This is a genomic window from Flavobacterium agrisoli (assembly GCF_016522065.1).
GTDB classification, from domain to species: Bacteria; Bacteroidota; Bacteroidia; order Flavobacteriales; family Flavobacteriaceae; genus Flavobacterium; species Flavobacterium agrisoli.
In genome coordinates this window covers 15,723-33,491 of record NZ_JAEHFV010000010.1, presented here as the reverse complement: position 1 = coordinate 33,491, position 17,769 = coordinate 15,723, and the positions used below count along the sequence as shown (strand labels likewise).

General features: G+C 33.4%; 17 protein-coding genes. All 17 read left to right on the top strand.

The genetic code is table 11. The features are described from left to right. Nucleotides 1-72 precede the first annotated feature (72 nt). The 17 genes from I5M07_RS15685 (at nt 73) to I5M07_RS15605 (ending at nt 17,649) form a co-directional block, all read left to right on the top strand. Nucleotides 73-708 (top strand): LbetaH domain-containing protein, encoded by a 636-nt coding sequence (locus I5M07_RS15685; RefSeq protein WP_200107396.1) that lies wholly within the window; start codon nt 73-75, stop codon nt 706-708. Next, on the top strand, nt 705-1,940 hold the full coding sequence (locus I5M07_RS15680; protein WP_200107395.1) for a glycosyltransferase family protein: 1,236 nt from the start codon (nt 705-707) through the stop codon (nt 1,938-1,940). Before I5M07_RS15685 ends, I5M07_RS15680 begins: the two co-directional genes overlap by 4 nt. Beyond that, complete coding sequence (locus tag I5M07_RS15675; protein WP_200107394.1) at nt 1,940-3,085, top strand: glycosyltransferase family 4 protein; 1,146 nt, start codon at nt 1,940-1,942, stop codon at nt 3,083-3,085. The genes I5M07_RS15680 and I5M07_RS15675 overlap by 1 nt, the downstream gene beginning before the upstream one ends. Then, nucleotides 3,082-4,353, top strand: a complete 1,272-nt coding sequence (locus I5M07_RS15670) for an O-antigen polymerase (RefSeq protein ID WP_200107393.1) — start codon at nt 3,082-3,084, stop codon at nt 4,351-4,353. Before I5M07_RS15675 ends, I5M07_RS15670 begins: the two co-directional genes overlap by 4 nt. Continuing rightward, nucleotides 4,350-5,438: a glycosyltransferase family 4 protein gene (locus I5M07_RS15665; protein ID WP_200107392.1), complete on the top strand. Its 1,089-nt coding sequence runs from the start codon at nt 4,350-4,352 to the stop codon at nt 5,436-5,438. The genes I5M07_RS15670 and I5M07_RS15665 overlap by 4 nt, the downstream gene beginning before the upstream one ends. Beyond that, complete coding sequence (locus tag I5M07_RS15660; protein WP_200107391.1) at nt 5,435-6,184, top strand: glycosyltransferase family 2 protein; 750 nt, start codon at nt 5,435-5,437, stop codon at nt 6,182-6,184. Before I5M07_RS15665 ends, I5M07_RS15660 begins: the two co-directional genes overlap by 4 nt. A gap of 22 nt (nt 6,185-6,206) precedes the next feature. Next, complete coding sequence (gene gmd, locus I5M07_RS15655; protein ID WP_200107390.1) at nt 6,207-7,325, top strand: GDP-mannose 4,6-dehydratase; 1,119 nt, start codon at nt 6,207-6,209, stop codon at nt 7,323-7,325. 178 nt (nt 7,326-7,503) lie between these two features. Next, the gene (locus I5M07_RS15650) at nt 7,504-8,436 is read left to right on the top strand and encodes a GDP-L-fucose synthase family protein (protein WP_200107389.1); all 933 of its coding nucleotides are present in this window, start codon (nt 7,504-7,506) and stop codon (nt 8,434-8,436) included. 70 nt (nt 8,437-8,506) lie between these two features. After that, nucleotides 8,507-9,562, top strand: coding sequence for an EpsG family protein (locus I5M07_RS15645; RefSeq protein ID WP_200107388.1), 1,056 nt, complete (start codon nt 8,507-8,509; stop codon nt 9,560-9,562). Nucleotides 9,563-9,626: 64 nt separating this feature from the next. After that, nucleotides 9,627-10,583, top strand: coding sequence for an MraY family glycosyltransferase (locus I5M07_RS15640; protein WP_200107387.1), 957 nt, complete (start codon nt 9,627-9,629; stop codon nt 10,581-10,583). 363 nt (nt 10,584-10,946) lie between these two features. Further along, a complete protein-coding gene (locus I5M07_RS15635; protein WP_200107386.1) occupies nt 10,947-11,369 on the top strand; it encodes a WxcM-like domain-containing protein in 423 nt (140 codons plus the stop codon). A 27-nt stretch (nt 11,370-11,396) separates the two neighbouring features. Next, complete coding sequence (gene rfbC / locus I5M07_RS15630; protein WP_200107385.1) at nt 11,397-11,945, top strand: dTDP-4-dehydrorhamnose 3,5-epimerase; 549 nt, start codon at nt 11,397-11,399, stop codon at nt 11,943-11,945. A gap of 343 nt (nt 11,946-12,288) precedes the next feature. Beyond that, complete coding sequence (locus I5M07_RS15625; protein ID WP_200107384.1) at nt 12,289-13,038, top strand: hypothetical protein; 750 nt, start codon at nt 12,289-12,291, stop codon at nt 13,036-13,038. Between the two features lie 164 nt (nt 13,039-13,202). After that, nucleotides 13,203-14,069: a dTDP-4-dehydrorhamnose reductase gene (gene rfbD, locus I5M07_RS15620; protein ID WP_200107383.1), complete on the top strand. Its 867-nt coding sequence runs from the start codon at nt 13,203-13,205 to the stop codon at nt 14,067-14,069. Nucleotides 14,070-14,083: 14 nt separating this feature from the next. Further along, nucleotides 14,084-14,389, top strand: coding sequence for a GxxExxY protein (locus I5M07_RS15615; protein WP_200107382.1), 306 nt, complete (start codon nt 14,084-14,086; stop codon nt 14,387-14,389). A gap of 123 nt (nt 14,390-14,512) precedes the next feature. Then, complete coding sequence (gene rfbA / locus I5M07_RS15610) at nt 14,513-15,373, top strand: glucose-1-phosphate thymidylyltransferase RfbA (RefSeq protein WP_200107381.1); 861 nt, start codon at nt 14,513-14,515, stop codon at nt 15,371-15,373. A 347-nt stretch (nt 15,374-15,720) separates the two neighbouring features. Beyond that, nucleotides 15,721-17,649 (top strand): polysaccharide biosynthesis protein, encoded by a 1,929-nt coding sequence (locus tag I5M07_RS15605; RefSeq protein WP_200107380.1) that lies wholly within the window; start codon nt 15,721-15,723, stop codon nt 17,647-17,649. The last annotated feature ends 120 nt before the right edge of the window (nt 17,650-17,769 follow it).

Genomic DNA, 17,769 nt, shown 5'->3' with positions numbered 1-17,769 from the left:
GGTGAAGTTTAAAAGTGGTTGTTTTTTAATTTTTTTTATAAAATAGCCAGCTATATTCAGTAAAAAATCTCAATGATAACTAAAAAGGTAATTCGAAAAATATTAATTAGTTCAATGCGTTTGATCTATTTTGTTTTTTCTCCAATATTTTTCAATAGGTTGGTTTTTACAAAAAATCAATTATATTCTTTTTGGAAAAGTAATGAGTTTAAGACTACAGGCAAAAAATATTTTTTTCAATATCCTCTATACTTACATGGAGGTAAGTATATTACAATTGGGGAAAACTTTAATTGTGGATTAAGATTACGGCTAGAAGCTTATGATATGCATTTAGGTTATTTCTTTTCTCCCAAAATCATTATTGGTAATAATGTAAGTATAAACCACGATTGTCACATAGGTGCTATAAATGAAATCGAAATTGGTGATGGTGTTTTAATTGCAAGTAAAGTTTTTATCACTGATCATTATCATGGTGAAATTTCAAGTGATGCAATAAATATCCCTCCATCAGAAAGAAAATTATATTGCAAAGGAAAAGTAAAAATAGAAAATAATGTTTGGATAGGTGAAGGTGTTGCTATCTTACCAAATGTAACTATAGGTGAAAATAGTATTATAGGAGCTAATTCGGTGATAACAAAAGATATACCCAAAAATTCAGTCATTGGAGGAAATCCAGCGAGAATAATAAGAACTTTATGAATAAAAATGTAGCATTTACCGTTTGTGCCAAAAATTATTTAGCACAAGCTTTTACATTAAGAGAATCTTTTTATAGACATAATCCCAACTGTGAATTTTTTATATTTTTATCAGACGATCCGGAGGGATTGGAAGATAATAAAAACGAAGTTGTTTTAATGGAGGATAGTTGGCTTCCTGAATGGAAAAAGATGGCATTCAAGTACAATGTAATCGAATTTTCGACTTCGATAAAGCCTTTTTGCTTCAAAAAATTATTTCTACAAAATTATGATAAAGTAATCTATCTAGATCCCGATACGTATGTAACGAGTCCATTAAATGAGATTTTTAATTTTTTAGATACTAAATCGATTGTATTAACACCCCATTATTGTAATATTCAAACGGATTATACAGGATCAATTACAGAGGAAGAGATTTTATTTGTAGGTATTTATAATCTTGGTTTTGCTGCTATTTGCAATAATGAGATAGGAGGTAAAATTGTTGATTGGTGGATGAACCGATTAGCTAACAAATGTTATGCTGATAAAATTGATGCGCTTCATGTAGATCAAAAATGGATGGATTTCATACCTGGTTTCTTTCCTAATGATGTTTTAATTACGCATCACATGGGAATTAATCCGGCTATCTGGAACTTACACGAGAGGGAATTAATTATTGAAAACAACCAGTTTTTAGTAAGGAATAATCTTTCTAAAGAAAGTTTTCCATTATTGTTTTTTCACTTTTCAGGATTTGATCCTTTCAACCCTAAGTTAATCAATAGAAGGCATCCAAAATACAATACCGATGTTTATCCTTCGTATATTCCTCTTTTTGAAGAATATATTCAAGGGATTTATAAAAATGGCTACGATCAATACTCCAAAATGGGGTATTCTTATAATTCTTTTGAAGATGGCGAAAATATTTTGCCTCTTTATAGACGTTTATATCGCGTGAATGAAGATAAATTTATAGAAGAAAATCCTTTTTTAACCAAAGAAATTTTTTATCGAATTCTTAAAAAAAACAAGTTGTTGTCAGGTGTTAAATCGAATAGTTTTTCTATTTATACAAATGAAGACCGAAATAAAAGAGGAACTATAGAAAAGATTGTTGTAGTATTGTTCAGTATCTTAAAGAAGGTAGTAGGCATCCGATATTATTTTTCATTCATCTCTTTTTTAAATAATTTTACAAGGTTAGAAAATCAACGTTTTTTAATCAAGAAGGATTTATAATGAAAATATTGATTGACGGCGTACGGCTTACAAATAGGCCTGCAGGAGTTATTGATATAACCATTTCAATAATTAATGCTTTAAGCAGGAATTTTCCAAATTATGAAATCCTAGTTATTACCCACAATGAATTGCATGTAGATGTTGCTTCGCAAATTGAAAACAGTAAAAATATCAAAGTCATTGTTGAGAAAACAGTTTTGTTTCAGTCCATAGGATTGTATTGGTCTTTGTTTAAAATTAATTCGATTGTTAGGAGAATAAAACCAGATCTTTTTATCGCCCCAAATTCGTTGCTATCGCCTTTCTTTTTTCCTAAAAATATCAAGGTTGCTCTTTATATTCATGATTTAGTTTATCTGTTATACCCTGAGTCGATGAGTTTAATTACTAAAATTCAGATGAAGGCATTGCAAAAGTTTTCAATTAAAAGAGCGGATTTTTTTTGGACAAACAGCAAGTATACTAAAGAACAATTAGAGTTGTTTTTTTCTGATGATGTGAAGCATAAAGCAATTTTTTCAGGGAGTGGTATCAATGCTAATTTTTTGAATAATTCAAGCATAGACAAACTAAATTCGGATAAATTTATTTTCCATGATAAAAAGTATTTGTTATTTGTAGGAACGCAAGAGCCTAGAAAGAACATTCTTTTTTTATTACAATTGTTTGCTGAAATTCGAGATAAAGATTATCATTTAGTTATAGTAGGGAATAAAGGTTGGGGGCAATTTGAAAAAAGTATAGATACAATACTAAATCAAGCAAATTACCCTAAGGATCGATTGCATTTTACAGGTTATGTTGAATTAGTTGATCTAATAGCAATATACAAACAGGCTACATTGTTTGTTTCCACTTCTCTCAACGAAGGACTCGGCTTGCCGCAATTAGAAGCTATGGCATTAGGAGTTCCCGTTATTTCACCTGACAATTCAGCGATGAAAGAGGTTGTTTCAGGCGCAGGGATTACAGTTACATCTTGGGATTTTAAGGACTGGAATACTGCAATAGAGGCAGTGGCGGCCAATAGATTGTTTTATATTGAAAAAGGATATCAAAGAGTTTTAGATTATAACTGGGATACGGTGGTGATTAATTTTGATATAGAAATTCTTATAAAATTGAAACAAAATTTAAAATGAGTTTTTTATTTGTAATCAATATTTTTATTTATTTCTATTTGCAGTTTATAAAGCTACGTTATCTTAGCTCTTATTTTAAGAATAGAAAATTTGCAGGAACAAATCCTTTCATTATTCTATTTATATTTAAGCTTCCTGTTGACATATTCAAAGTAGTAATTGGCCCTCCTTTTATATTGGAAAGTGGTATTGATAATATTTACTATAATATTGCCATTTTAATTACATCAGTATCACTTTTAGTAGATTACTTGTTGCTGCGTTTTGCTTTTTTAGTATCTAATAAATACACTTTTACTAGTTATAATTTGAATATTAAAACGAGATATTCCAAGATGATATACGCCTCGATAGTATTCTATTTTTTGTTTTTTCTGTCTTTTTTTCTGCTGTCTAGTTCTTCTTTTGGGTTTTTAAATTGGATAAAGGATCCTAGAACAGGTTATCAACTTCATAGGATGGGAGCAGGTCAGTTTTGGGTTTTTGCAATTTCTTTTTTATCTGTTTCTTTTACGATATTCGCCTTTAGCGTAAAAAAAAATATAAACCTAATCATGCTATTGGTTCCCTATCTATATTCGGCTTATTTGTTAGGGTCTAAAGGTATTGTTCTGGAGTTTTTAGTTTTCTTTTTGATAGTATTATGGATAAGAAGGTTTAAAAATTTGCGTAAAATTTTTCTTATAACCGTTCCTCTCGCGTTTCTATTGATGATAATTAACTTTTTTACGAGTGCGGGATATAATAGTGGTACAATGGATTATAAATCCATTTTATCTTACTTTGATTATTACGTAAATAGTGCAATGTACTATAAAGAATATTATGCAGGTGGTATTGATTTATTCTATGGGAAGATTTATTTTTCAGAATTCTGGAGTTTAGTTCCTCGAGGCTTTTATCCTAACAAACCTTATATTTATGGAATTATACACGTGAATGAGTATTTTTTTCCAGGAGCTGCCGAAGCCACCAATACGCCTGCATTTGGAGGGCCAGTTAACTATTTTGCTGATTTTGGAATTTTAGGAGTTGTTGTGCTAACTTTTTTAGATCCATTTAAGTTTATTTACTATTTCTTTTTATGTCAATTATTAAAGAGTTATGATTATGAAAGCATTAAAAATAATTTGTTTTTATTTTTATTGTTTTTATTTTTTACGGCTCCTTTTTTTCTTTTTTCGCTTTCTTTTCCATTAAATATGATCTTTCTATTTATGGTGGCTATGATATTGCTTTTTATGAATAAAATAAGATTTTCTAAATGAATATCGAAATAGACAATATTATTTTTTCACTGCAAAAAGCAGGTGGAATTTCAGTGGTTTGGCAACAACATCTGAAAAGATTGTTAAATGATGCCGAATTTAACTGCCGCATTATTGAATATGAAGGTGCTACAGCTAATTTTTTTAGACAGCAATTGGCAATTAATAACCAATTAATTGATTCTTATAGTAATGATTTATTAGCTCTTAAACGTTTTTTGAATTTAAAATCTCAAAACAAGGAAAAACACCTTTTTCACTCCTCATATTATAGGACCCAAAAAGGAAAAAATGTAATTAATATTACTACGGTTCATGACTTTACGTACGAGTATTATCGGAAAGGAATGTCTAAGACTATTCATTCTTGGCAAAAAAATGCTGCTATAACAAATGCTCAAGGAATTATTTGCATTTCGGAGAGTACCAAACGTGATTTACAGCTTTTTTTACCGAGCATAAAACCAGAAAATATTCGGGTTATATATAACGGAGTAGATGAAGTATATCAGCAATTAAAACAAGAGCAGGTTTTAACGATAACACAACCTTTTGAAGATTTTAGTTATGCGCTATATGTAGGAGATCGAAAATCTTTATACAAGAATTTTGATATGGCTGTTGCTACTTGTAAATTGGCTAACATGCGATTATTAATTATTGGTGGAGGTCCATTAAGTGAAAACGAACAGTATAATTTAAACTCGAAATTAGGGAAAGATAATTATAAAGAACTTCTTCATGTAAGTGAAGCAGATTTGAATTGTTTTTATAACAAAGCCTATTGCTTGTTGTATCCTTCATTTTACGAAGGTTTTGGGATGCCAATAGTTGAAGCGCAAAAAGCAGGTTGTCCAGTCATAGCAACAAATGCGTCATCGATACCCGAAGTTATCGGAAACCATTATTTTGCTGTTACGGATCCCAATGCTCAAAAGTTAGCAGATAAAATAAAAGAGTTGTCATTCAACAACAGTGTAAGAAACGAAACAATTGAGCAAGGGTTGTTAAAGGCACAACAGTTTAACTGGCAAAATTCGTACAACCAAACGATAGAATTTTACAAGGAAGTATATAACAAATGAAAATATCAATTATAACAGTCGTTTATAATAATGAGAAAACGATTGAAGATGCCATCCAATCTGTTTTGTCACAATCCTATCCCGATATAGAGTATGTAATCATCGACGGAGGATCAAAAGACAATACGGTTTCAATTATTAATAAGTATAAAGAGAAATTAGGATATTTTGTGTCTGAAAAAGACAGAGGTCTTTATGATGCGATGAATAAAGGTATTATAGCTAGTACAGGAGATGTAGTGGGTATATTAAACTCAGATGATTTATACCAAGACAGCACTGTTATTGCTGATGTAATGAAACAATTTATTGCCAATAATGCTTTGGATATAGTATATGGAGACTTGGTTTATGTAAAAAGTGATGACATTCATAAAGTGGTAAGATATTGGAAATGTAAGGAGTATTATAGTCGTTTTTTTGAAAATGCAAATGTACCACCACATCCAGCTTTATTTGTAAGGAAACGGGTCTATGATCAGGCAGGCTTGTTTAATTTAGATTATAAAATAGCCGCTGATTATGAATTGATGTTGCGAATGTTGAAAAAACATCAATTTTTTTCAAAATATATCAATAGGCTAATTGTCAGAATGCGGTTAGGAGGTGCTTCTAATGAAAATTTCTCTAGTATTGTAAAACAAAATAAAGAAGTGTTGAATGCTTGGAAAGTAAACAATCTAAAAAGTCCTTTTTATTTGATGCCTTTAAGGGTGTTTAAAAAAGTGGCTCAGTATCTAAAATAAGAAAAAAATAATATAAACACCTATGAAAGTAGCACTTATAACTGGAATTACAGGTCAAGATGGGTCGTATTTAGCAGAATTATTGTTAGAAAAGGGATACATGGTTCACGGTATCAAAAGAAGAGCCTCTTCCTTTAATACCCAAAGAATTGATCATATCTACCAAGATTTGCATGAAGACCATGTAAATTTTAAATTACATTATGGAGATTTAACAGATTCAACTAATATTATTCGAATTATTCAAGAAGTACAACCGGATGAGATTTATAATTTGGGAGCAATGAGTCATGTAAAGGTTTCTTTTGATTCTCCTGAATATGTGGCTAATGTAGATGGTTTAGGAACACTTCGTATTTTGGAGGCTGTTCGTATTTTAGGATTGGAGAAGAAAACTCGTATTTATCAGGCATCTACTTCTGAATTGTATGGTGGCTTGGCTGAAAATAAAAACGAGAAAGGATTTTATGATGAGAACTCTCCTTTTTATCCAAGATCTCCTTATGGGGCTGCTAAAATTTACGGATTTTGGATTACCAAAAATTATCGAGAAGCTTATAAAATGTTTGCCTGTAATGGTATTTTATTCAACCATGAATCGCCACGTCGTGGCGAAACTTTTGTTACGCGTAAAATTACGATGGCTACTGCTGCGATTGCTTTGGGAGCACAAGATTGTTTGTATTTAGGGAATCTGGAGGCTCAACGTGATTGGGGGCACGCTAAAGATTATGTAGAAGCTATGTGGCGTATTTTACAACAAGACACTCCTGAAGATTATGTGATTGCTATGGGAGAAACTACTTACGTACGAGATTTTGTGAGTATGGCATTTGCAGAGGTAGGAATTACTCTAGTATTTAAAGGGGAAGGAGTGGAGGAAAAAGGCTTCGTAGCTTCTTGTACTAATCCACTATACCAATTGGAAATAGGTAAACAAGTGATTGCTGTTGATCCTCAGTATTTCCGACCTACAGAAGTAGATTTACTAATTGGAGATCCTACCAAATCCAAAACGAAGTTGGGTTGGGTTCCTCAATATGATTTGCAAGGTTTAGTTAGTGAAATGATCGCCTCTGATCTGTTGTATGTAAAGGAACAAAAAATGGTCAAAGAAGTACGTTCGGCTGTTAGGTATTAGGGTTTTAGTTTTCGTTTCTCGATACGATTTTCTGCATTTCATTTAGTAAAAATCTACTCGAAAAGACGAGCGTCACCTCGAGTGTTTTTTGTCCAACGTAACGGAATAAAAAATGTATCGAGAGGTAAGTTGTCTTAAATTAATTAGCTGATAGTTAGTGATGAAAAATAATCAATGAATGAATAAACAAGATAAAATATACGTTGCGGGTCACCGCGGTATGGTCGGTTCGGCAATTTTAAGAAGATTAAAAGTAGAAGGATACTCCAACTTGGTTTTGAAAACATCTTCGGAACTAGATTTACGAAATCAAGCAGCAGTGGCCGAATTTTTTACTACAGAGAAACCAAAATATGTTTTTTTGGCAGCTGCCAAAGTAGGTGGCATCGTTGCCAATAATACTTTGAAGGGCGATTTTATATATGAAAATATAATGATACAAAGTAATGTAATTCATCAAGCGTTTCTCAATAATGTAGAAAAATTACTGTTTTTAGGTTCTTCTTGTATCTACCCCAAATTTGCTCCCCAGCCATTAAAAGAGGAATCTCTTTTAACTGGATTGTTAGAGCCTACAAATGAGCCCTATGCAATAGCAAAGATTTCGGGAATAAAAATGTGTGATGCTTATCGTGCACAATATGGATGTAATTTTATATCTGTAATGCCTACTAATTTATATGGGCCTAATGATAACTACGATTTAACTAATTCACATGTTTTGCCAGCAATGCTCCGAAAGTTTATTACTGCTAAACGAAATTGTGCCCCTGCAGTTACAATTTGGGGAACAGGAAGTCCTAAAAGGGAATTTCTGCATGCCGATGATTTAGCTTCAGCTTGTTTTTATCTAATGGAAAATTATAATGAAGAAGGCTTAGTAAATATTGGAGTTGGTGAAGATATTTCTATAATAGAACTTGCTCATTTAGTAAAAAAAATAGTGGGTTTTGACGGGCAGATACTTACGGATCAATCCAAACCAGATGGAACTCCTCGAAAATTAATGGATGTTTCAAAATTAAATAGTTTAGGTTGGAAAGCTTCTATACCATTAGAAATTGGAATTCAAAAAGTTTATGAAGAAATCAAAAACAATAATTGGGGATAGATTTGTTAAAATATAGTTACAATAATTGATTTACAGAATTTAACATGCAAATTGTTATAATTCAATCCACATGATATTTTATATTTTGCTGCTTTTAGGTGCATTTGTTTTAGTGTTTATAAGCTACAAACAACCTTGTTTAGAAAAGCAAGTTAGTTTTTCTCTATTAGGTATTATGATGGTTGTAGGGGGTTTTCGGGATCATATAGGTTGGGATTACAATGCTTATGTGCATTGGTATCTTTATGGTACTAGGGACCAAGATTTTGAATTTGGTTTTTTAGCTTTACTACAATTTTTTAGATATTTCAAGATTGATTATCGTTTTCTTTTTTTCTTTTTTTCTTTTTTTACATATCTCTTTGCTTATTTGGGAATAAGAGAATACACCAAGAAAACAAGTTTACCTCTTCTGCTTTATCTCGTAATTCCTGTTTTTTTTTTATATTCGTTTACGTATGTTAGACAGTTTCTAGCAGTTACTATTGCTTTTTATGCTTTTAGCTTTTTACTAAAAAAACAATATTGGAGTTATTTTTTGCTCATGTTCTTAGGTATATCCGTGCATAAAAGCTGTTTAATTCCATTGGTGTTTTTTTTATTGATTTATAAATGGGGTGAATGTATAAATCAGTATTATATAGTGCTACTGATGGGGCTTTCATTTGTAATATCGAAAATTGGACTTATTTACCTTTTGAGTTTACTTTTGAAAGATTCACATTATTTATTTTACGTGTCAAGTCAATTTGCAGTCCCTGTTCCTTGGACTAAATTAATTGGTTTAAATGCAATGGGCCTCATTGTTTTGATATGGTATCACATGTATGGGTTTCAAGTAGCGCATCAAAAAATACTAGTCATGCTCTATCTGTTTTCAGTAATTATTATTAATTTGTTTAGTGAATCTACTGAGTTGACAAGAGTTTATATTTATTTTAGAATATTTGAAATAATAATTGTTGCTGAAATTATAAGAAATAGTTTAAAAAGGAAACATCTTTATTTAATTACTTTTTTGAGTTGTTTTTATATAGTCCCTTTTTTTAGAGCTATCAAAATTGACTCAGAATATGGCCCAGAGAAATTAAAATTAATTCCTTACAAGTCATATTTAGTAGGATAGAATTATTTAATACTTTTACCCATCTTCAAATAAAATTTCATCTCTTAATTTTATAACCCTTTTAATGGAATTTATAATACTCGTAATCTTTTTGGTGGCTTTAATACTACTCTATTTTAAAGTAGCCAACCACTACAACATCATAGACAAACCTAATGAAAGAAGTTCTCACACAGAAGTAACATTAAGAGGAGGAGGGATACTATTTTGGTTTGCTTCCTTACTTTATTTTGTACAACATATACAAACTAATTATTACTTTTTTACAGGAATTACGCTGGTGAGTTTGGTGAGTTTTTGGGATGATATTCAGAGTCTGTCCAATAAAATTCGAATTGCTACCCATTTTCTATCCATTAGTTTGATTTTTTACGATTTAGGAATTTTTGAAACGCTGCCCATTTTTGGGATAATTGCTGCCTATATTTTATCAATAGGGCTAATTAATGCCTACAATTTTATGGATGGAATCAACGGTATTACTGGTTTATATACGATTATAGTTATGGGGTCATTAGTGTACGTAAACGAAAGCGGGTACCGGTTTACAGATAGTGGTTTTATTTATTATGCCATTGTAGCTTGTGTTGTTTTTTTATTTTTTAATTACCGAAAAAAAGCTAAATGTTTTGCCGGAGATGTGGGCAGTATTGCTATTGCTTTTTGGGTAATTTATTTGGTTTTACAATTGATTTTATGCACTCATTCGCTTGTGTGGTTGCTTTTTTTAGCTGTTTATGGCGTGGATGCTATTTGCACTATTTTACATCGGATGTATTTGAAACAAAACATTTTTGAAGCCCACCGCTTGCATTTGTATCAAGTTATGAGTAATGAATATAAAATGCCGCATCGATTGGTTGCTGCTGTGTATGCTTTTGTTCAATTATTGGTTTGCCTAATTGTTATTTGTTTGTATCAAAAAATTTCTGATTTAGGTTTGTTTACAATACTTATTATTCCGCTGCTTTTATTATATAGTTTTAAGTTTTATGTGTTGCGTAGCAAAACGACACCATAATTAACTTAAGCCGTTGGCAGAATTTCTTATAAAATCTTAATTCGAGTTTTTTGAATAATGAAGGGTAATACATAATTAATCTAGAAGTGATTTTAATTGTAATGTTCTTGTTTTAATGTCGTTTTTTTTTTCAAAAGTACTCAAACGGACAATTGTAAAATTACAAGCTGTTTGCAACCAATTATTTAGATTAGCGTGATTTTAGTTGTTCGTGTTGTGTGAAGGATTTTCAACGGGTGGGTTTTTTGTACTTTATCATTTTATGGACTTGCATTTTGATGGAATAGCATAATTGAGAATGGTGGTTTACAAGATTAGTACTAAATTTGCCTTTTAATTTTAAAAATAGTTTGAATTTTATATATGTTTCCAAAAATTATTGAAGGAGGTTGTTATGTTGATCAGCGTGGTAGTATTTCGTATGTAAATGATTTTCATTTTTCGGATATAGAACGGTTTTATTTAATTACTAACAGTGTGGATAACCCTATTAGGGGATGGCATGGTCATAAATTAGATGCTAAGAGTTTTTATTGTATTCGAGGGTCGATGAAAATTCATTGTGTAAAAATTGATAATTGGGAGCATCCTTCAAAAAATTTAAAGATTGAAACCATATTGGTTTCAGAAAATGAAAGTAAAATAGTTCAAATTCCACCTGGTTACGCCAACGCTATTGAATCGATCGAAAAGGATTCAAAATTGTTGTCGTTTTCTACTTTACCACTGTCAGAACTTGCGAATGATGATATACGCTATGATTTAGATTATTGGAAAGTAAAGTAGTATATAATTATGTGATTTTAAATAAACATGAAAATTGAACAAACCCCAATTAATGACTTAGTAATCATAGAGCCAGCCGTTTTTGGCGACGAGCGCGGTTATTTTTTTGAAGCCTATAGTCAAACCAAAATGGAAGCGGTAGGCATCAACATCACTTTTGTACAAGACAATCAGTCTTTTTCCAAAAAAGGCACGTTGCGTGGCTTGCATTATCAAAATCCGCCGTATGCTCAGACGAAATTAGTACGAGTACTGGAAGGGGAAATTATTGATGTGGCGGTTGATTTGCGTAAAGATTCGCCTACTTATGGAGAATCTTTTAGCGTGAAATTAACTGCAGAAAATAAAAAGCAATTGTTGGTGCCGCAAGGATTTGCCCATGGTTTTTCAGTATTAAGTGAAACGGCTGTGGTGCTATATAAATGCGACCAATTTTACAACAAAGCATCTGAGGGAGGTATCCGCTATGATGATCCTAGCTTGAACATCGATTGGGGTATGGATTTGAAAGATGCTATCGTGTCGGAGAAAGATCAGGTGTTGCCATTTATGGAGGTGTGTAATAGTTTGTTCTAAAGGGCTGTCAGCTCTGAGCCATGGGCTTTGAGCAATAGGAAACAAATTATAATTTTTTCCAACCTTTAGGGAGGGTAAAGAAAAAGGCAACTCTATAATCACCACTTGGTTCCAGCCTGTCGAATCCTGAGTAGGCATATGGAGTAAACCCTTTGTGTTTGTTTTTTGAGGAGCAAAACGTACTACTGCCAACTAGGATAAAACCGCCAACCTGTACCATCCGTCAGGATATTAATTTGGTCATCAAATTGTCAACTGATACCCATTAACTTATTGAATAATGAGCGTGTTAGGTATTTATTTTTTAATACTTTAGTTCTCCTAATTTTAATCTTTTTAATTTATGGCTAAAGTTGTCAGTGAGTTAGCGTTTAAGGGTACATTGGACGATATTACTTTTTACCAAACTGAGCACGGGAATATTGCTCGGATGAAAGGAAATACTGGTGTTACGAAAGAGGAGTTTAAAAATAATCCTATTTTTGATCGCATTCGACAACAAGGTGCTGCTTTAGGGTTTTGTACTTTAAAGTCAAAAGTTTTTAAAGGATTGGTACAGCCTTTTTATTCGAAAGCGCATGCTTCTTCTTTGTTTGGGCGTTGTAATCAATTATTGTTGGCTATTTTACGTGAGGGAATACCTCAAGAAGATTTGAATCAACAATTTTATGAAGGACTACAAACCGATACTGCCAAAAGATTTTTATTGGGATTTGAAGGAAATCAGTGTTGTCCTTTACCAGCAGTTTTTACACCACCCTTGTCCTTTGACTGGGAACGTAAACAGCTTTCGATCCAAGAGATTAGTCCCTTGACGATGATTATCTGGCCTGAAAAAGCTACGCAAGTTGAGGTTCAAATTGCAATTGCCAACTGGCATGGTCTGACTAATAACCGAGAAACTCTTTATAGTAATGTGATTTTGATTACAAAATCAGAAACTGAGGCGCAACTTACTTTTGATTTAGATGACTTGGAAGAACATGATTTATGGCTTGCTTACATCCATTTTCGTTTTAGTTATACCCAATACAACAAGGTAAAGTATTTGGATAAAGTTCACAACAGTGCTACTTTGATTGGGGTGAAGTGAGTTATGGGTTATGAGTTATGTGTTCAAGTAATCAGCTTTTAGTATTCAGGACTTTTTTTAGTAATCAGTTTTGTAGACTGGAAGTAGTAAACTGTTGACTGTGTTAGGATTTTATCCTTTAAAATTACAAAGTAAATAAGACGTTTTTAACGTTACAAAAATATATGAAAAAAATACTAGTAACAGGAGCCAATGGACAATTGGGATCTGAATTAAAAGTACTAGCGGCACAAAATGCCCAATTTGAATGGGTTTTTACCGATAGAGAGGAGTTGGATTTAACGGATTTGAAGGGGTTAGAAGCACGCTTGACCGACATCCATCCACAAATTATTCTGAATTGTGCGGCCCATACGGCTGTGGACAGGGCAGAAACCGAATATGATTTGTCGGATGTGTTGAACCACCAGTGCGTGGCTATTTTAGCCCAATGGTCGGCTGCACATGCTGCAAAACTGATTCATATTTCTACCGACTATGTGTTTGATGGTACTTCTGCTGTGGCTTTAACGGAAGAAGCGGCAGTTGCGCCTATCAATGTGTACGGTAAAACCAAATTAGCCGGAGAACAGGCTTGTTTGCGCGAAAATCCGGAGGCGATTATCATCCGTACATCGTGGGTGTATTCTACCTTCGGGGCGAATTTCGTTAAAACCATGTCCCGTTTGATGCAAGAGCGCGACAGCCTCAATGTGGTGAACGATCAAATTGGGAGTCCGACTTACGCAGCCGATTTGGCCAAAGCGATAGTCAGCATTTTAAACGCCGGATTTTGGAAATGTGGTATCTATCACTTCTCTAACGAAGGCGAAATCAGTTGGTTTGAATTTGCCCAAGCCATTCAAGAAATTGGCGGTTTTGATTGTGCTGTTTCCGGCATTCCAAGTTCTGCTTATCCCACACCAGCCCAACGTCCGAGCTATTCCCTCTTGGATAAATCAAAAATCAAACAGGTTTATGGCGTGGCGGTTCCTGATTGGCGAGAAAGCTTAGCGCAGTGCATGGATTTGTTACGAATTGAGGCGAATTAAAACGAATTAGACGGATGGATACTGGTGCTGAGATTTTTTATAAAGAAGAAAGTTATAAAATTATTGGGGCTTGTATGAAAGTACATCGTACCTTGGGAGCTGGTTTTTTAGAGGCGGTCTATGAAGAAGCAGTAGAAAAAGAATTTGCGGTACAAAATATACCCTATAAAAGACAAGTTAATTTGGAATTATTTTACGGTGAACAGAAGTTGAAAAAACACTATAGAGCGGATTTTATTTGTTATGACGCCATCATTTTAGAGCTGAAAGCCATTAACTATATTCCAGAACCGTTGTATGCCCAATTAAAAAACTATTAAAAATGTATCAAAATGGAGTTAGGAATCTTAGTTAATTTCGGTTCTACTTCATTACATTATAAAAGAATATTAAATTCGAACAATTCGTAACAATTCGGATTAATTCGTAAAAATAAATAAAAAATGAAAGGAATTATATTAGCCGGTGGATCCGGTACCCGTTTGCATCCGTTAACCTTAGCGGTAAGTAAACAATTGATGCCTGTTTACGACAAGCCGATGATTTATTATCCGTTGTCTACTTTGATGTTGGCTGGAATCCATGAAATATTAATCATTTCTACACCACAAGATTTGCCAAACTTTCAAAAATTGTTGGGAGATGGTTCGCAAATTGGGTGTAAATTCTCGTATAAAGAGCAGCCATCGCCTGATGGATTGGCACAGGCTTTTATTTTGGGGGAAGAATTTATTGGTGACGAAAAAGTAGCGTTGATTTTAGGAGATAATATTTTCTACGGTTCGGGTATGTCGAAATTACTGCAAGACTGCACCAAAGAAGAAGGTGGGGTGGTATTTGCGTATCCGGTACATGATCCAGAACGTTATGGGGTGGTGGAATTTGATGAAGACAACAAGGTACTGTCTATTGAAGAAAAACCTTTAGAACCGAAATCGAATTATGCCGTACCGGGTTTGTATTTTTATGACAATTCGGTAGTAGAGATTGCTAAAAATATTGAGCCATCCCCTCGAGGAGAATTAGAAATCACGGATGTCAACAAGGAGTATTTGAAGCAAGGGAAATTGCGCGTGGGTGTTTTTGACCGCGGTACCGCTTGGTTAGACACCGGAACATTTGCTTCGTTAATGCAAGCCGGACAATTTGTGCAGGTTATTGAAGAACGCCAAGGCATGAAAATTGGTTCTATTGAAGAAGTAGCCTACCGGATGGGATACATCAACAAAGAACAATTGATAAAAATAGCCACTCCTTTGAAAAAATCAGGGTATGGGGAGTATTTGTTGCGATTGGTGAAGTAGTGAAAAGTGAGCAGTTTGCATGTCTAATAAAGGGAATTAAGGTGATTGGACTGGATTTAAATCACGGATATTTAGTATATTAGGTGGTTATTTTTTTGTGGGATTTTTCATAAATATTTTTTTATCTTTATTGTTGAATGTTGTAAGTTGCCTTTCCAAAAATAGATAAGTTTACAGTAGCGGTATTCTGCCAGTTCCATTTTGAATAAACAGGAGTTGTATTGAATTAAAACAGTATCGGAATTAATTATAATAGTGGAAATAAAAATAAATATTTCATACAATTTATTTAGTATTTTTGGTGTTCTATAAATAATAGGTATAATTAAATAGAGTTAACATAATATATGTATAGTAAGTTTTCGAGAAAGAATTTAAAAGTAGATATTCATAATCTAGGGTATTTGCCGCGTTGGATTATTGTGGTTATGGATGTATTGGTGGTGTTATTTGCTTTTACCTTTACTTTCTTACTTTTTAAAGGAACGGGTTTAAAGTATATTTTATATCCGCAACATTTTTTGTTGGTCACTTCTTTAGTTTTGGTCAATGTTTTTTTCTTTTGGTTGTACCGCACCTATTCTGGTATTATCAGGCACTCCTCTTATATTGATGCCATTAAATTGTTTTTTTCGCAGTTGTCTGTGTTGGTGTTCTTTTTGTGTTTCAACTTTCTTTTTGATGTGTACACTGGTGAAAAAGCATTTCTAAATACGGCTTTGTTTATCAATATTGTTTTGTCCTTTTTGGGCTTGTTTTTGTACCGAGTGGTGGTGAAACAAACCTTTGAAATGTACTTTTCGGATACTACTTCTACTAAATTGATTAGAGCCGTGGTATATGGTACGGATGCTAATGCGATTTCAGTAGCGAATGCTTTGAAGTTTGAAACACCTTCACGATTTAAAATAGTAGGTTTCGTAGATAAAAACAGTCAGAATGCCTCTAAACGAATGTTGGATTTGCCTATTTTGATTCAAAAAAAGCGATTGCCTGCTTTGATGCGTTCGGTAGCGGCAGAGGGCGTTATTATAGCTGATAAAAGTTTATCCAAAGAAGAACAACTGGTTATCGTAGACCAATGTTTGGAATTTAACTACCGCGTGTATACCGTTCCCTTGATTACCGATTGGGAAAACCAAAAAGAGATTTCCCGTAAGGTCAAAAACATCCAAATCGAAGATTTACTCGAACGTAAACCGATTGTATTGGATGGAAAAGGAATCTCCAAACAATTAAAAGACAAACGCATCTTAATAACTGGAGCAGCAGGGTCTATTGGTAGCGAAATCGTAAGGCAAGTTATTTCGTTTGGACCAAGAGAAATTGTGATTTTGGATCAAGCCGAAACACCGCTACATTCGTTGTGTATTGAAATTCAGAAGCACCAATCCGACATTAAAATAACTCCCGCGATTGTTGATATTCGAAATAAAAAAGCGGTTGAACGGGTTTTCGAAAACTCCCGTCCGCATGTGGTGTTTCATGCAGCCGCCTATAAACATGTACCGTTAATGGAGGAAAATCCTTCTCAAGCAGTTATCACCAATGTTGAAGGGACAAAAAATTTAGCAGATTTGGCTTGTAAACATCAGGTTAAAAAGTTTGTGATGGTTTCAACAGATAAAGCGGTGAATCCAAGTAATGTGATGGGAGCGAGCAAACGAATCGCGGAGAAGTATGTACAATCCTTGTCTTTAAAAAATAGCGATACCGAAGGTTTTTCTACTAAATTTATTACTACCCGTTTTGGCAATGTATTGGGGTCTAATGGTTCAGTAGTTCCTTTGTTTACCAAGCAAATAGCCGCTGGCGGACCGTTAACCATTACCCATCCCGATATTATTCGGTATTTCATGACGATTCCGGAGGCTTGTCAATTGGTACTGGAAGCAGGTGCAATGGGCAATGGAGGCGAAATTTATATATTTGACATGGGGAAACCGGTTAAAATTCTCGATTTGGCTAAAAAGATGATCAAGCTCGCTGGTTTTATTCCCGATAAAGAAATTAAAATTGAAATAGTAGGTTTGCGACCGGGAGAGAAATTGTACGAAGAATTACTTAACGATACTTCTAAAACGTTACCCACCTATCACAATAAAATCATGATTGCACAAGAAATTCAAGATGAGTTTGCTGATTTACATGCCGATATTAAAGAGCTTATACTGATAGCCAATAGCTTTGATAATACCGAAATTGTAGCAAAAATGAAACATATTGTTCCTGAATTTAAAAGCTTGAATTCTACTTTTGCTATTTTGGATCGGTAAAAGAAGTCTTAAAGTCTCAAAGTCGTAATGGCTAAAGTCATAAAGTCTTGATGTCGTAAAGTGCTAAGTAAAAGGTGGTAAAGTTGAAAGTCATGGGGTCTTTTGTATTACTAACGTCAC

What these genes read in the sequence shown, in the direction of transcription:
- I5M07_RS15685 (WP_200107396.1), top strand. Translation starts at nt 73, where the DNA reads ATGATAACTAAAAAGGTAATTCGAAAAATATTAATTAGTTCAATGCGT.
- I5M07_RS15680 (WP_200107395.1), top strand. Translation starts at nt 705, where the DNA reads ATGAATAAAAATGTAGCATTTACCGTTTGTGCCAAAAATTATTTAGCA.
- I5M07_RS15675 (WP_200107394.1), top strand. Translation starts at nt 1,940, where the DNA reads ATGAAAATATTGATTGACGGCGTACGGCTTACAAATAGGCCTGCAGGA.
- I5M07_RS15670 (WP_200107393.1), top strand. Translation starts at nt 3,082, where the DNA reads ATGAGTTTTTTATTTGTAATCAATATTTTTATTTATTTCTATTTGCAG.
- I5M07_RS15665 (WP_200107392.1), top strand. Translation starts at nt 4,350, where the DNA reads ATGAATATCGAAATAGACAATATTATTTTTTCACTGCAAAAAGCAGGT.
- I5M07_RS15660 (WP_200107391.1), top strand. Translation starts at nt 5,435, where the DNA reads ATGAAAATATCAATTATAACAGTCGTTTATAATAATGAGAAAACGATT.
- gmd (WP_200107390.1), top strand. Translation starts at nt 6,207, where the DNA reads ATGAAAGTAGCACTTATAACTGGAATTACAGGTCAAGATGGGTCGTAT.
- I5M07_RS15650 (WP_200107389.1), top strand. Translation starts at nt 7,504, where the DNA reads ATGAATAAACAAGATAAAATATACGTTGCGGGTCACCGCGGTATGGTC.
- I5M07_RS15645 (WP_200107388.1), top strand. Translation starts at nt 8,507, where the DNA reads ATGATATTTTATATTTTGCTGCTTTTAGGTGCATTTGTTTTAGTGTTT.
- I5M07_RS15640 (WP_200107387.1), top strand. Translation starts at nt 9,627, where the DNA reads ATGGAATTTATAATACTCGTAATCTTTTTGGTGGCTTTAATACTACTC.
- I5M07_RS15635 (WP_200107386.1), top strand. Translation starts at nt 10,947, where the DNA reads ATGTTTCCAAAAATTATTGAAGGAGGTTGTTATGTTGATCAGCGTGGT.
- rfbC (WP_200107385.1), top strand. Translation starts at nt 11,397, where the DNA reads ATGAAAATTGAACAAACCCCAATTAATGACTTAGTAATCATAGAGCCA.
- I5M07_RS15625 (WP_200107384.1), top strand. Translation starts at nt 12,289, where the DNA reads ATGGCTAAAGTTGTCAGTGAGTTAGCGTTTAAGGGTACATTGGACGAT.
- rfbD (WP_200107383.1), top strand. Translation starts at nt 13,203, where the DNA reads ATGAAAAAAATACTAGTAACAGGAGCCAATGGACAATTGGGATCTGAA.
- I5M07_RS15615 (WP_200107382.1), top strand. Translation starts at nt 14,084, where the DNA reads ATGGATACTGGTGCTGAGATTTTTTATAAAGAAGAAAGTTATAAAATT.
- rfbA (WP_200107381.1), top strand. Translation starts at nt 14,513, where the DNA reads ATGAAAGGAATTATATTAGCCGGTGGATCCGGTACCCGTTTGCATCCG.
- I5M07_RS15605 (WP_200107380.1), top strand. Translation starts at nt 15,721, where the DNA reads ATGTATAGTAAGTTTTCGAGAAAGAATTTAAAAGTAGATATTCATAAT.